The 14,104-nt window shown below is 63.7% G+C and carries 13 protein-coding genes; 9 read left to right on the top strand and 4 right to left on the bottom strand.

Features of this window, described 5'->3' with window-relative positions; all coding sequences use genetic code 11:
- Positions 1 to 73 precede the first annotated feature (73 nt).
- Entirely contained in the window at positions 74 to 769 is a 696-nt protein-coding gene (radC, locus tag BMX92_RS15745) for a RadC family protein (protein ID WP_093018362.1), read from the bottom strand.
- A 146-nt stretch (positions 770 to 915) separates the two neighbouring features.
- Here radC and BMX92_RS15740 point away from each other — a divergent pair, with 146 nt between their 5' ends.
- Genes BMX92_RS15740 through BMX92_RS15730 form a run of 3 tightly spaced genes read left to right on the top strand, consistent with a single transcriptional unit; the run spans position 916 to position 4,711 of the window.
- Positions 916 to 4,149 (top strand): intermembrane phospholipid transport protein YdbH family protein, encoded by a 3,234-nt coding sequence (locus tag BMX92_RS15740; RefSeq protein ID WP_093018196.1) that lies wholly within the window; start codon positions 916 to 918, stop codon positions 4,147 to 4,149.
- Positions 4,146 to 4,334 (top strand): YnbE family lipoprotein, encoded by a 189-nt coding sequence (locus BMX92_RS15735; protein WP_093018195.1) that lies wholly within the window; start codon positions 4,146 to 4,148, stop codon positions 4,332 to 4,334. Before BMX92_RS15740 ends, BMX92_RS15735 begins: the two co-directional genes overlap by 4 nt.
- Positions 4,331 to 4,711, top strand: coding sequence for a YdbL family protein (locus tag BMX92_RS15730; protein WP_093018194.1), 381 nt, complete (start codon positions 4,331 to 4,333; stop codon positions 4,709 to 4,711). Before BMX92_RS15735 ends, BMX92_RS15730 begins: the two co-directional genes overlap by 4 nt.
- A gap of 935 nt (positions 4,712 to 5,646) precedes the next feature.
- Here the strand turns inward: BMX92_RS15730 and BMX92_RS15725 are convergent.
- Positions 5,647 to 5,952 (bottom strand): metalloregulator ArsR/SmtB family transcription factor, encoded by a 306-nt coding sequence (locus tag BMX92_RS15725; RefSeq protein WP_093018193.1) that lies wholly within the window; start codon positions 5,950 to 5,952, stop codon positions 5,647 to 5,649.
- A 191-nt stretch (positions 5,953 to 6,143) separates the two neighbouring features.
- On the opposite strand from BMX92_RS15725, the gene BMX92_RS15720 reads away from it, so the two are divergent.
- From BMX92_RS15720 to BMX92_RS15700, 5 genes are all read left to right on the top strand, one after another.
- Positions 6,144 to 6,467 (top strand): AtpZ/AtpI family protein, encoded by a 324-nt coding sequence (locus tag BMX92_RS15720; protein ID WP_093018192.1) that lies wholly within the window; start codon positions 6,144 to 6,146, stop codon positions 6,465 to 6,467.
- Positions 6,468 to 6,514: 47 nt separating this feature from the next.
- A complete protein-coding gene (locus BMX92_RS15715) occupies positions 6,515 to 7,300 on the top strand; it encodes a F0F1 ATP synthase subunit A (protein ID WP_093018191.1) in 786 nt (261 codons plus the stop codon).
- 60 nt (positions 7,301 to 7,360) lie between these two features.
- Positions 7,361 to 7,588, top strand: coding sequence for a F0F1 ATP synthase subunit C (locus BMX92_RS15710; protein WP_006961951.1), 228 nt, complete (start codon positions 7,361 to 7,363; stop codon positions 7,586 to 7,588).
- An 88-nt stretch (positions 7,589 to 7,676) separates the two neighbouring features.
- On the top strand, positions 7,677 to 8,171 hold the full coding sequence (locus BMX92_RS15705; RefSeq protein WP_093018190.1) for a F0F1 ATP synthase subunit B family protein: 495 nt from the start codon (positions 7,677 to 7,679) through the stop codon (positions 8,169 to 8,171).
- Positions 8,164 to 8,775 (top strand): F0F1 ATP synthase subunit B family protein, encoded by a 612-nt coding sequence (locus BMX92_RS15700; protein WP_093018188.1) that lies wholly within the window; start codon positions 8,164 to 8,166, stop codon positions 8,773 to 8,775. Before BMX92_RS15705 ends, BMX92_RS15700 begins: the two co-directional genes overlap by 8 nt.
- Positions 8,776 to 9,005: 230 nt before the next feature.
- Here the strand turns inward: BMX92_RS15700 and BMX92_RS15695 are convergent, their stop codons facing one another.
- Both BMX92_RS15695 and BMX92_RS15690 read right to left on the bottom strand, forming a co-directional pair.
- Entirely contained in the window at positions 9,006 to 10,310 is a 1,305-nt protein-coding gene (locus tag BMX92_RS15695) for a M20/M25/M40 family metallo-hydrolase (protein WP_093018186.1), read from the bottom strand.
- Between the two features lie 149 nt (positions 10,311 to 10,459).
- Positions 10,460 to 11,512 carry an NAD(P)-dependent alcohol dehydrogenase gene (locus BMX92_RS15690; RefSeq protein WP_093018184.1) on the bottom strand — a complete coding sequence of 351 codons (1,053 nt, stop codon included), beginning with the start codon at positions 11,510 to 11,512 and terminating at the stop codon, positions 10,460 to 10,462.
- Between the two features lie 155 nt (positions 11,513 to 11,667).
- Here BMX92_RS15690 and uvrC point away from each other — a divergent pair, with 155 nt between their 5' ends.
- Positions 11,668 to 13,581 carry an excinuclease ABC subunit UvrC gene (gene uvrC, locus BMX92_RS15685; RefSeq protein ID WP_093018182.1) on the top strand — a complete coding sequence of 638 codons (1,914 nt, stop codon included), beginning with the start codon at positions 11,668 to 11,670 and terminating at the stop codon, positions 13,579 to 13,581.
- Positions 13,582 to 14,104: the final 523 nt, after the last annotated feature.

Below are 14,104 nucleotides of genomic sequence, written 5' to 3'. Positions count from 1 at the left end.
TTTACCGTATCCGGTAATGGTTTCCAGCCCTTAACCATCATGCCTGCTCGCTGTCGATCCGAAACGGGACTTTCTATAGCAAACCCTGCGCCCGCAGGCTCGTGTGCCCGCTCGCGGCGATGATGATATGATCGTGGACCGCGATGCCCAGACGCTTGCCGGCGTCGATGATCTGCCGGGTGATGTCGATATCCTGCCGGCTGGGGGAGGGGTCGCCCGATGGATGATTGTGGACCAATATCAAAGCCGCCGATCCCAGCTCCATTGCGCGTTTGATAACTTCCCGCACATAGATGGCGGCCTGATCGATCGATCCGTCCCCCATATGATCGTCGCGGATCAGCATGTTGCGGCTGTTGAGGTGCAGCACGCGCACCCGCTCCACCCCCAGATAGGCCATGTCCGCCCGCAAATAGTCCAGCAGCGCCTGCCAACTCGCCAGCACCGGGCGCGCGGCGACTTCGTTGCGCAGCAGGCGCAGCGCGGTCGCCTGCACGATCTTGATCGCGGCGACGCTGGTGTCGCCCATGCCGGGCACGCGGGCGATCGCCTGCCAGTCCGCGCTCATCAGCCCGCCGATCCCGCCGAAGCTGCGCAGCAATTCCTTGGCCAGCGGCTTGGTGTCGCGGCGGGGGATGGCCAGCGCCAGCAGATATTCGATCAGTTCATGATCATGCAGCCCAACGCCGCCAGTCTCGGCCAGTTTCTGGCGTAAGCGGGCGCGATGGCCCGCGCCGTCATGCGTGGCTTTTGCATCCTCTTCGGCCAAATCCACGCCCCCCGTTGCGGTGTTTGAAAGGCTATGCGTTGCGGAATCGCGGGGCAAGGATATTTAAAAGGATATTTCCGCCGTGCAGGACGTTATGGTCCCGTTACGGACGGATGCGTCGCAGTAAGCCGGGGTTGGCCATAGGCATGGAAGAACAGGACGGCGAAGACACGGTTCGCCGGGCATGGTTGCGCTGGCTGGGCGTGGGCACGGGGTCATTGGCGCTGGTGCTGGTCGGCCTGTGGACGCAGCGCGCGCCGATCGCCGAGAATTTCGTCAGCCGCGAACTCAACCGGCGGGGCGTTCAGGCCAATTATGATCTGGTCGATGTCGGCTTTCGGACCCAGCGGATCGAAAATATCGTGCTGGGCGATCCCGTCCGGCCGGATATGACCGCCCGCTGGGTGGAGGTGGATATCGCCTTTGCTGGATTGACGCCGCAAGTGGCGGCGGTGCGCGCCAGCGGCGTGCGGCTGCGCGGTTCCTATCGCGACAATGTGCTGCGACTGGGCGAACTGGACAAGTTTCGCGATCCCGATTCGACCGCGCCGTTCAGCCTGCCCGATATATTGGTGTCGCTGGCCGACGCGCGCATGACGCTGGATACCGACGCCGGGCGCGTGGGCATGCAACTGGACGGCAGCGGCAATCTCCAGTCCGGTTTTCAGGGGCGGCTTGCCGCCGCCATGCCGCGCGCCGCGCTGCCCGGATGCGGCCTCACCATGGCGCGAGCAATGGTCGCCATCGCCATGCAACAGGGGCAACCGCATCTGAGCGGACCGATCAGCGCGGATGCGATGGCCTGTCGCAGCGCCGGCGCGGCGATCGCCCGGCCCAAGGCGGTCGTGGACCTGACGCTGGGCAAGGCGCTTGAACGCTGGACCGGCCATGTCGACCTGTCGGGTCAGGCGCTGAAAGGCAGCGGTCTGGTGCTGGCGTCTCCTGATGGGCGGATCGATTTTGATGGCACGGCACAGCGGACAGCCGGGCGCGTGCGGATGGGCGCGCGGGCGCTGACGGGGCAGGGCGCGCTGCTGCGGGACGCCGCGCTGACCGGCGACTGGTCGGTCGGCAAGGATGGTTCCAGCCTGAAAGGGCAGATTGCCGGGCAGGATCTGCATCTGGCCGGGCGCGATCCGCTGGCCGGACTGCGCGCATCGGCCGCCGGAACGCCTGTCGCGCCGCTGGCTGCCAAGCTGGCCGATGCGGTGGAGAAGGCGGGCGCACATAACCGCCTGCAAACCCGCTTCGCGCTGGTGCAGAAGGCGGGCGGCGGCAGTCTGGTCGTCACCGATGGCGGGCTGGAGGCGAAGAGCGGCGCGCGGATCGGTCTGGGCGCCGACAGCCGGCTGACCCTGACCTGGCCGGGCAAAGTGGCGGCGATCGACTGGGCGTTGGATGGCGCGGTGACGACGGATGGCGGTGGCCTGCCCCGCGCCGCGCTCAAGCTGGCGCGGCGGCCGGGCGGCGGCTTTGGCGGGCAATTATTCGTCGATCCCTATGCGGCGGGTGACGCGCGGCTGGCGCTCGATACGGTGCGCTTCACCGCCGATCGCAACGGCGCCACCCGGTTCGCGACGACGGCGGTGCGGCTGGACGGACCCTTGCCCGATGGCCATGTGCGCGGCCTCAGCCTGCCGGTCGAGGGGCGGATCGCCGCTAATGGCGCGATCGCGATCAATCCGGGCTGCGTCCCCCTGTCGCTGGTGGAGGCGCGTTACGGCAATTTCGCGCTCGGCCAGACGCGCCAGACCCTGTGCCCGGTGGATGGCGGCGCGATGATCGCCACCGGCCCGTCCGGTGTCAGCGGCGGGGCGGCGATCCGCGATCTGGCGCTGAACGGGCGCAGCGGCGACAGCCCGATGAAACTGACGGCCGATCAGGCGCAGGTGCGGCTGGGCAAGACCGGCTTTGCCATGACCAATGCCGCGTTGGCGATCGGCCCGCAGGAAGCGCCGGTGCGCCTGTCCGCCGCGACGCTGGACGGGGCGATGATCGCCAACGGCTTTGGCGGCAAGGTCAATGGCGCGGGCGGGCAGATCGGCACCGTGCCGCTGATCGTGGAGCAGGGCGTGGGCGACTGGCGCTTCGCCAGCGGCGCGCTGACGTTCAAGGCGGCGATGACCGTGCGCGATTCGCAGGCGACTGCGCGCTTCCATCCCATGCCCGTGCCCGATTTCGCCCTGACGCTGAAGGATGGCCGCATTGCCGCCACCGGGACGCTGACGGCGCCGCAGGGTGACGCGGCCGTGGCGAAGCTGGACATCGCGCATGATCTGGCCAGCGGGAAGGGGCATGCCGACCTGATCGTGCCGGATTTGCGGTTCAACGCCAGCCTCCAGCCGGAGCAGATCACGCCGCTGGCGATGGGCGTGGTCGCCAATGTGAACGCCACCGTCCAGGGACAGGGGCGAATCGACTGGACCGGCTCCACCCTCACCAGCAGCGGCGCCTTCCGCACCGACAATGCCAGTCTCGCCGCCGCCTTCGGCCCGGTGGAGGGGCTGTCGGGCGAAATCCACTTCACCGACCTGATCAACATGGTCACCGCGCCCGGTCAGCAAGTGACGATCCGCTCCGTCAATCCGGGTGTGGAGGCGCATGACGGCACGGTCCGCTACCGGCTGGAAGCGGGGCAGAAGGTGCGGATCGAAGGGGGCGGATGGCCCTTTTCCGGCGGAAAGCTGGAATTGCTGCCGACGACGATGGATTTTTCCGCCGATGTCGACCGCTATCTGACCTTCCGCGTCATCGGTCTGGACGCGGGCGCCTTCATTCAGGCGATGGAACTGGACAATGTGTCGGCCACCGGCACGTTCGACGGCATCATGCCGCTGATCTTCAATGCGAAGGGCGGGCGAGTCGCGGGCGGCGTGCTGGTCGCCCGGCAACAGGGCATGCCGCCGCTGATCATGCCCGAAGGCGTGCTGCCGGTGATCCCCTGCGATCCCACGCGCCAGTCGGGCGTGCTCTCCTATATCGGCCCCGTCTCCAACGAGCAGGTCGGCGTGATGGGCAAGATGGCCTTCGACGCGCTCAAGGATCTGCAATATAAATGCCTGACCATCCTGATGGACGGCGCGCTGGATGGCGAAATGGTGACGAATGTCGTCTTCAACGGCGTCAATCGGGGCAAGCTGGGCGATGCGCCGACCGGCATTTCGCGCAGCTTCATCGGCCTGCCCTTCATCTTCAACGTGCGCATTTCCGCGCCGTTCCGGGGGCTGATGGGCACGGCCCAGTCCTTCATCGACCCGTCGCAACTGATCCAGAACAGCATCGGCGACAAGGTGCAGGGCGAAATGCGCACGGGTACGCAACAAAATCTTGCGGTTCAGCCTGCGGAAAGCGAAAAGGCGATAAACGGGGAGCCGAAATGAAGATACGAGCAATCATGACGGCCGGTTTCGCCGGTCTTGCGCTGGGGGGCTGCATCCAGGTGAAGGCCCCGGACAAGCCGATCGAAATCAACCTGAATGTGAAGGTGCAGCAGGAGGTTGTGGTGAAGCTGCAACGCGACGCCCAGGACCTCATTCAGAATAATCCGGAGTTGTTCCCGCAATGACACGCAAGATTTGGTTTGTCGCCGCCGCGCTGGGCCTGGCTGTCGCCGGGCCGGTCATGGCACAGTCGGGCGCCGTCGCCGCTGCGATGAGCGCGGGCACCGTGGGCGAACAGGCCGACGGCTATCTCGGCATCGCCGGCACGGTCGGCGCGGATGTCCGTTCCGAAGTCGAATCGATCAATATCAAGCGCCGCGCCGCCTATACCCAGTTGGCCGGCCAGCGCGGCGTGACCGTGCAGGACATGGCCGCCGCCACCGCCTGCCAGACGCTCACCCGCCTGAAGCAGGGCCAGGCCTATCGCATCGGCGCGGGCGCATGGCAGACCAAGGGGGCAGGGGCGATTTCGCTGCCATCCTATTGCGCGACGGCGGGCTGAACGCCGGGCGTGATTGCAGGGAAATGAAGGCGCGGTGGCACTGTCACCGCGCTTTTTTATGTTCTGATGGTGGTGTCATTTCAGCTTTTGCTGGCATGGCGGGAAAAACGACCAGTTCGCGTCACCCCGGACTTGATCCGGGGTCCCGCTTCTTTTTCGGCGTTTGAAGAGAAAAGCGGGATGCCGGGTCAAGCCCGCCATGACGAGCGAGGGAATGGCTCGAAGCGACCATTCTAGGTCACTCTTCATCAGTAAATCGATACTCGATTGCGGACCCTGACGCCCACGCTATGCTCCACACAGCACTGTCACATTGGGCGCAGTCGTAATAAACGTGGGGCCATGATGCCGATGAAGCGGGGATACGTAGTCGCCAGTGCTGCGATGGGATTTGCACTGCTTTGTCTAATGCTCTGGCCTTATCGCTTGGAAACCGTCGAAAGTATCGTCTCAGCAAACCAAACGGGCTGCACAATTTCCACGACTAGCAATGGAGGCTGGCGCAACGGGGTGTTGGCTACTCGGGTTGCTTATCCTTTGGACGTCCGCGTCTTCGTAAACAATTGCGACGATGCGCCAAAGGGACGACCTGATGCCACAGCGCTTGTATCCATGCCGTCTGAAAAGGTCATCGCGTCAGGATTGTCATGCGCCCGAAGCCGACATGAAGCAGGATATCCCTGTCGGCTCGAAATGCCAGCACTCTATACACTGTCCGGACAGGACCATTACCGCATTCAGGTTATGACGACCAAAGGGGGAGAGGTGCGCTCTGCCGAGTTGCGGCTACTCATCAAACATGAATGGCGTAGCGTCGTGTTTGACGCACTCATGTCGGTTTGACGCTTGGAGTTGGTTTTCGGGCAATCCTGCTAGGCAGGTTTTTTTGCTCCTGCGTCCATAACCAGACGGTCTTATAACTACCCAAGCCCCCCTCACTCCCGCCCACGCCGCCGCGGCCTTGCTTCCACAATCTCCCGCGCCTGTTCGCAAAAGGGGGTCAGGAAATCATAGAGTTGCCCGGTCAGCTGCTCCGGCACGAGCGCGTAGATGACATATTGGCCGCGCTTCTGCTCCCGCACCACGCCGGCTTCCTTCAGCACCGCCAGATGGCGCGAAATGGACGGCATCGCCATTTCGAAATTGTCGGCAATCTCCCCCACCGTCATCGGCTCGGCTACCAGATAGTGCAGGATGCGGCGGCGCGGTTCGGACGCCAGCGCCTTGAAGATCTTGTCCATTCTTATTTAGCTAAATAGGAAAATGGTAAAACGCAAGGCTCCGGCGCCTATTGGCCAAAAGGCCGATTTCCGCGGCTTTTGTCGGGGTTGACACTCCGACCAACCCTTCCTAGAGGGGCCTCGCCTTGACGGGTGCAGCCGCAAGCGCCATGCCAGCCACCACAGGCCTGAAGGCCTGATGGAGGAGATGCATGGCCACGGATACACCCGGACAGGACCAGGCGGGCGAGGACTCGCGGATCGCTTCCCTAGAGGAGCGGATCGCGAAGGCCGAGCATGTCGAAAAGGTCAGGCAAGGCGCCACGGAACAGGCTGCGGACGATGGGTCGCGGCTGGGGAACCGGGTGCTGGCGGAACTGATCGGTGGTCTTGTCGGTGGCGCGTTGATCGGCTGGGTTCTTGACCGGTGGTTCAACACGACGCCCTGGCTCCTGCTGGTGTTCCTCGGTCTTGGGATCGTGGCGGCCTTCAGGAATATCATCAGATTGACGACGACGAAGCCGCCCGAACAATAAGGCCGCTTCGCTCTTAGTCCGAATGCTAGACGGCAACAGGGGTCCAAGTGGCAGAATCCGGCAAAATCGATCCGATGCACCAGTTTGCGATCGAACCTCTGTTCGGTACGGATCACCTGTCGCTCGGCGGTTTCAACATCGCCTTCACCAACAGCGCGCTCTATATGGTGCTCGCCGCCGTGGTGCTGTGGATCTTCGTGATCGGCGGCATGAAGCGTGAACTGGTCCCCGGTCGCTGGCAGATGGCGGTCGAATATATGACCGGCTTCATCAAGAACCTGCTGATCGCCAATATCGGTGAAAAGGGCCGGAAGTACATTCCTTATGTCTTCTCGCTCTTCATGTTCATCCTGCTCGCCAACCTGCTGGGCCTGTTGCCGCTGGGGCTGATCGGGATGCATCCCTTCACCTTCACCAGCCACTTCACCGCAACCGGCGTGCTGGCGATCATGAGCTTCTCGATCGTGCTGATCGTCGGCTTCTGGAAGCATGGTTTCCACTTCTTCTCGCTGTTCGTGCCGCACGGCACGCCGATCGCGATGGTGGTGCCGCTCTTCTTCATCGAACTCGTCTCCTTCATGGTGCGTCCGTTCAGCCTTGGCCTGCGACTGTTCGTCGCGATGACCGCTGGCCACGTTCTGCTGAAGGTGCTCGCAGGCTTCGTCATCAACAGCGCCAACGCCTCGCCGGCTTTGGGTCTGACCGTCGGCACTGCCAGCTTCATCCTGATGATCGGCATCAGCGCGCTGGAAATGCTGGTCGCGGTCATCCAGGCCTATGTGTTCGCGCTGCTGACCTCGGTCTATCTGAACGATGCCGAGAACCTGCACTAAGGTTTCAAGTTTCGCCTGATTTGTTCAACTTTCATCTGATTTAACAAAGGAGTTTACGACATGGACGCAGAAGCCGCAAAGCTGCTCGGTGCTGGCCTGGCCGCGATCGGTGCGGGCATCGCCGCCCTCGGTGTGGGCAACGTGTTCAGCGCGTTCCTCGAAGGCGCGCTGCGCAATCCGGGCGCCGCTGATGGCCAGCAGGGCCGTCTGTTCATCGGTTTCGCCGCGGCGGAACTTCTGGGTCTGCTGGCGTTCGTTATCGCCATGATCCTGGTGTTCGTGGCCTGATAGCACGAAATTGAAGCGGGCAGGGCGGCCATTGCGCCGTGCCTGCCCGCTTCCCTGTTGACCGCCCTCTGATCGGACGGACCGTAAAATGCCTCAAATCGCGCAAATCGCCGATACCTATTCCAGCCAGATATTCTGGTTGCTGCTGACGTTCGGCTTCGTCTTCTTCGTCATTGGCCTGGGCATGGTGCCCAAGGTTCAGGGTACGGCGGACGCGCGCGACGCGAAGATCAGCGGCGATCTGGACGCGGCCAAGGCGGCTTTCGCCCGCGCCGACGAAGCGGAAGCCGACTATCGCGTTCGCGACGCCCAGAACCGCACCGCCGCTCAGGCTGTCGTGGCGAAGGCGAAATCGGAAGCGGCCAAGGCTTCGGAAGTGAAGCTCGCCGCCGCCGATGCCGAAGTCGCCAGCAAGATCGCTGCGGCCGAAGCCCGCATCCAGGCCGCAAGCACTGCGGCGCTGGCAGAAATCGAAACCGTCGCCGTCGATGCGGCGCGCGACATGGTGGCTCGCATTTCCGGCGTGGAAACGTCTGACGATGCAGCCCGCAACGCAGTAAAGGCGGCACTGGCCCATGGCTGAGGCAGCAGCACATAGCGCAGCGGACGTTCCGCACCTGAATCAGGCGATCCATAGCGAAGGCATGGAACCGGTCGGCACCGTCGCCCATGAAGGCGTCGTGCCCCATACCGATCCCAAGGCGGTCGGTCTGGACGCAACCGCCTGGGTCAGCCTGGCGATGGCGGTGTTCATCGTCATCCTGCTGGTCAAGAAGGTGCCTGCCCTGATCGGCAAGACGCTGGACGGCCGGATCGCCCAGATCAAGGAGCAACTGGCCGAAGCATCGCGCCTGCGCGCCGAAGCCGAAGCGCTCAAGGGCGAATATGAAGCCAAGCTGGCCGCTGCGGCCGGTGAAGCCGACGCCATGCGCAAGGCGGCCGAGCATGAAGCCGAAGGGCTGATCGCCGACGCCAGGGTCAATGCCGAAGATCTCGTCGCCCGTCGCCAGAAGATGGCGGAAGACAAGATCGGCGCCGCCGAACGCGCCGCCATCGCCAGCATCCGCGCCAAGACGGTGAACGCGGCCACCGCCGCCGCCGCTACCCTGATCGCCCAGGGCCATGACGCCAAGGCGGACAAGGCACTGGTCGACAGCGCGATTTCGGGTCTCGGCACGATCAACTGATCGGATCAGAGCGCAACAGAAAAGGGCCGGTGCGCATGTCGCACCGGCCCTTTTCTGTTTGTGCGGCATCGGATGATCGCGACCCGTTCGTCCTGAGTGGCCGCTGAGCTTGTCGAAGCGGCGTATCGAAGGATGGACCCTTCGATACGGGCCTTCGACTTCGCTCAGTCCCTACTCAGGGCGAACGGGGCATATTTGCTGGATGCTCTGAGACGAACTGCGAGGACGGCTCAGCGATATCCCGCCGCCGCCAGCAGCGCGATCAGGTCCATCCGCTTGACCTTCAGCGAGGGTTCCGCCGTCACGTCGATCCATTCGTCCGGCGAATGGCCGCGCCCGCCAGTCGCCGCGCGCGGGATGGTGACGGCGGGAATGCCCAGGCTCATCGGCACATTCGCGTCGGTCGAACTGAAGCTCAACCGGGCGGTCACGCCCTCCGCCGCATAGGCCGCCACCGTCTGGCGGACCAGCGCGCTGTTGGTGTCGCTATGGCCGGCCGGGCGATCGCCGATCATCGTCTTGTCGACGCTGATCGCGCCTTCCTTCGTCGATCGCGCCGCATTTTCGGTCGCGACCGCACGGTCCGCCGTCGCCAGCATCGCCTGTTCCAGCTTCGCCAGTTCCTCCGCGCTTTCCGATCGCATGTCGACCTGCAACCAAGTCTCCTCCGGAATGGCGTTCACCGAAGAACCGCCGCCTACGACGCTGGCGCTGTAGGTCGTCTTGGGCGATGCCGGCACCGGGATCTTGTACAGGTCCACCACCGTCTGGCTCATCGCCGTCATCGGGTTGACCAGTCCGAACGCGCCGAAGCTGTGGCCGCCCGGTCCCTTGAAGCGCAGCTTGTACCGCTTCGATCCGACGCCGCCGGTCACGATGCCATCGGTCGAACTGTCATCCATAGAAAAGAAGCTGGCGATGCGGCCCTGATATGTGCCCGCATTGAACAATTGCTTCGCGCCGCGCAGGTCGCCCAGCCCTTCTTCGCCGACATTGCCGACGAACAAGATATCCATCGGCGTTTCGATCTTCGCGGCGTTCATCGCCTTGGCCAGGCTCAGCAGCGTGGCGAGGCCCGACGTATCGTCGCCGATCCCCGGCGCCATCAGGCGATTGCCTTCGCGCTTGACCGTGACCGGCGTGCTTTCGGGAAAGACGGTATCCAGATGCGCCGCGATGACGACCACTTTGCCACCCGGCTTGCCCGTGCCACGCCGCAGCGCCAGCACATTGCCCACCGGGTCAATCTCCACATCGCCGAAACCGGCGGCGCGGAACAGATCGGCATAGGCCTTGCCGCGCGCCTGCTCCTTGAAGGGCGGGGCGGGAATTTCGGTCAGGGTGATGATATTCTTCACCCATTGCGCATGCTCGGCCTCCAACGCGGCGAAGGCGGTTTTCACCGCCGGGCGCGCGCGGATGGCGGCGATCGCCCTGGCATCTGCGGGGGCGGGGGCGGGGGCCGTTGCGGCAGGGGCGATAGTGGCCGACAGGGCCGTTCCCGCCAGGATCATGCTTAGCGCCAGGCGCTTCATTCTACGTCCTTTTCGTGATTATCAGTGCGACACGTCGGGCTGGTCTAAAGAGTGCGGCCATGGATTGTCGAGCCTGTGTTCTGACGAAAGGGGCCAACGAAAAGGGGGCGCGTTTCCGCACCCCCTTTCCCTGACTTCATGAGATCGGTTCAGGCCGCCAGCGTGGCGCTGTCGATCACGAAGCGATATTTCACGTCGCTCTTCACCATCCGTGCATAGGCGGCTTCGATATCCTGCGCGGCGATCAGTTCGATTTCGGAGGTGATGCCCTTTTCGGCACAGAAATCGAGCATTTCCTGGGTTTCCGCGATGCCGCCGATCAACGATCCGGCAATGGCGCGGCGCTTGAAGATCAGCGCGGCGACATTGGGCGACGGATGCGCATGTTCGGGCACGCCCACCAAAGTCAGCGTGCCATCGCGCTTCAGCAGGGTGGTGAAGGCGTCCAGATTATGGCTGGCGGCGACCGTGTTCAGGATGAAGTCGAAGCTGTTGGCATGGGCCGCCATCTCTTCCTCGTTGCGCGACACGACCACTTCGTCCGCACCCAGATCCAGCGCGTCCTGCCGCTTCGACTCGGACGTGGTGAAGGCCACCACATGTGCGCCCAGCGCATGGGCCAGCTTGATGCCCATATGGCCCAGACCGCCGATGCCGACGATGCCGACCTTCTGGCCCGGCCCGACCTTCCAGTGGCGCAGCGGCGACCAGGTGGTGATGCCCGCGCACAGCAAAGGTGCGACCGCGGCCAGCTGTTCGGGCGCATGGCTGATCTTCAGGACGAAATCATCCTTCACGACGATGCTCTGCGAATAGCCGCCCAGCGTGTGGCCCGGCGCATCCTCGGTCGCGCCATTATAGGTGCCGGTAAAGCCGGTTTCGCAATATTGCTCCAGCCCTTCGTCGCAGGCGGCGCAGCTCTGGCAGCTGTCGACCATACAGCCGACGCCGACCGTGTCGCCGACCTTGAACTTGCTCACATGGTCGCCGACGGCGGTGACATGGCCGACGATTTCATGGCCGGGCACACAGGGATATTGGGTGCCGTCCCATTCGGAACGGACCTGATGCAGGTCCGAATGGCAGACGCCGCAATAGGCGATGGCAATCTGCACATCATGGGCGCCGACCGCGCGCCGTTCGATGTCGATGGATTCCAGCGGCTTGTCGGCGGCATAGGCGCCATAGGCTTTTACGCTCATTGGGTGGTCCCTTTGATGCTGATAATGTCGCCAGAGATGGCGAGGAGGATTAGGAGAGGCCGTAAATCTATACAGCCCGGTATAGATAGAAAGGAAACAGGCGGCGTTCAAGCCCGCCCATTGCCAAACCACCGTCCGGCGCTATCTCTGCCCCCATGTCCGGCCCCCAGTCCCCCGATCGTTTCAACGAAGACAAAGCGAGCTTCACCGTCACCGGCAGTCAGCCGGATATCGATGCGGGGGTTGAAGCGATCCGCACCACGCTCCGGACGCTGCCGACCCGTCCCGGTGTGTACCGCATGCATGATGCGCGCGGCGATGTGCTCTATGTGGGCAAGGCCCGCGCGCTGAAGAACCGCGTCGCCAACTATACGCAGGTCGATCGCCTGCCCAACCGCCTGCGCCGCATGGTGGCCCAGACCCGCAGCATGACCATCGTCACCACCAACAGCGAAGCCGAAGCGCTGCTGCTGGAGGCGCAACTGATCAAGCGCTATCGTCCGCCCTATAATGTCCTGCTGCGCGACGATAAGAGCTTTCCCTTCATCCTGCTGCGCGACGATCATGCCTTCCCTCGCGTGCAGAAGCATCGCGGCGCGCGGAAATATAAGGGCCGCTATTATGGTCCCTTCGCCAGCGCCGGGTCAGTGACGCGCACCATCAACGCGCTGCAAAAACTGTTCCTGCTGCGCTCCTGCACGGACAGTTTCTTTTCAAACCGATCGCGGCCCTGCCTGCTGTATCAAATCAAACGCTGCTCGGCCCCCTGCGTCGATCGGATCGATGCGGCGGGCTATGCCGAACTGGTCAGCGATGCGCAGGACTTCCTTGGCGGCAAATCGACCGCCGTGCAGAAGAAGCTGGGCGCGGCGATGGAGCAGGCGGCCGAAGCGCTGGATTTCGAACAGGCAGCGGTGATCCGCGACCGGCTGAAGGCGCTGACCTTCATCCAGGGCAGTCAGGCCATCAACGCCGAAGGGCTGGGCGATGCCGATATCTTCGCGCTGGCGGAGAAGGGCGGATCGATGTGCATCCAGGCCTTCTTCATACGCGGCGGGCAAAATTGGGGCCATCGCAGCTTCTTCCCCGTCCACACCGCCGACGTCGCGACGGAGGAGGTGCTGGAAAGCTTCATGGCGCAATTTTACGAAGAAGTGCCGCCGCCCAAGCTGATCCTGACCGATCGCGAACCGGCCGAATGCGAACTGATGGCGCTGGCGCTGTCGGAACGGATCGGCAGCAAGGTGCGGATCGAAGTGCCCCAGCGCGGCGACCGCACCCGCCTGATCAAGCAAGCCCAGCGCAATGCGGTGGAGGCGCTCGACCGGCGACTGGCGGAAACGACCAGTCAGGGCCGCATCATGGAGGATATGGTCGAGGCCTTCGGGCTGGAGGGCGTGCCCGACCGGATCGAGATTTACGACAACAGCCATATTCAGGGCGCGCATGCCCTGGGCGCGATGGTGGTCGCCGGGCCGGAGGGTTTCCGCAAGAACGCCTATCGCAAGTTCAACATGAAAGACCCCGAAATCTCGAACGACGATTTCGCGATGATGCGCGAAATGTTCGAACGCCGCTTCGGGCGCGCGCAGAAGGAAGACCCGGACCGCGACAGCGGCGAATGGCCCGATCTGGTCCTGATTGACGGCGGCAAGGGCCAGCTATCGGCGGCCCGCGCCATGCTGGAGGAAATGGGCATAGAGGATGTGACCATGATCGGCGTCGCCAAGGGGCCGCATCATGGCCGAGAGGGGCGAGAGGTCTTCCATCTGCTCGACGGTCGCGAAATCACCTTCCCGCTCAACCATCCGGTGCTCTTCTACCTTCAGCGCCTGCGCGACGAAGCCCACCGCTTCGCCATCGGCGCCCACCGCGCCAAGCGCAGCAAGGCGATCACCGTATCGTCGCTGGACGACGTCCCAGGCATCGGCCCCGCCCGTAAGAAGGCGCTGCTGATGCACTTCGGCACGGCGCGGGCGGTGCGGGACGCGGCGCTGGACGACCTTGCCAAGGCGCCCGGCGTGTCGAAGGCGGTCGCGCAACAGGTCTATGATTATTTCCATGGATAGGGAGGGGAAGCCTCTTTAGCCCTCTCCCGTCTTCACGGGTTCAAACGAGGCGCGTGCCTCGTTTGAAGGTTGGGTGAGGGTCTTCCTTCCCTTCGTGCATCCTCAGGAAAAGGAAGAAGACCCTCACCGACATCGACTAGGCAGCAAGCTGCCAAGTCTCCGAAGCCTCTCCCGCGAAGGCGGGAGAGGGCAAATTGAGAACCCATCACCTGTGCCCTAAATCGCCCGCCCGACCGCTCACCAGCACCCCGAACGGCTGCGCAAAATCCCGCTATCAATGTAGGATTTCCTCTGATCTACCCTGTGGGATGGCCCATTCAGAAAAGCTCCCGGCACGCTCTCTCCAAAAAAACAGGCGCGTCACCGTGACCCACCCGGCGCGCCATGATGGCGCACCCGTCGCGTCAGCGGCGCGTAGCAGGCGCGTTGCCGTCGCCTTCCTGTCGCGTCGACCGCGGCTGATCCCCCATTTTTCCGCAGTTTCCCGTACCCCATTGACAGTGTGAACTTCGCCCCCGCGACT

The organism is Sphingobium sp. YR768, from assembly GCF_900111125.1.
Taxonomy (GTDB): domain Bacteria; phylum Pseudomonadota; class Alphaproteobacteria; order Sphingomonadales; family Sphingomonadaceae; genus Sphingobium.
This window is presented reverse-complemented; position numbering and strand designations above follow the sequence as displayed.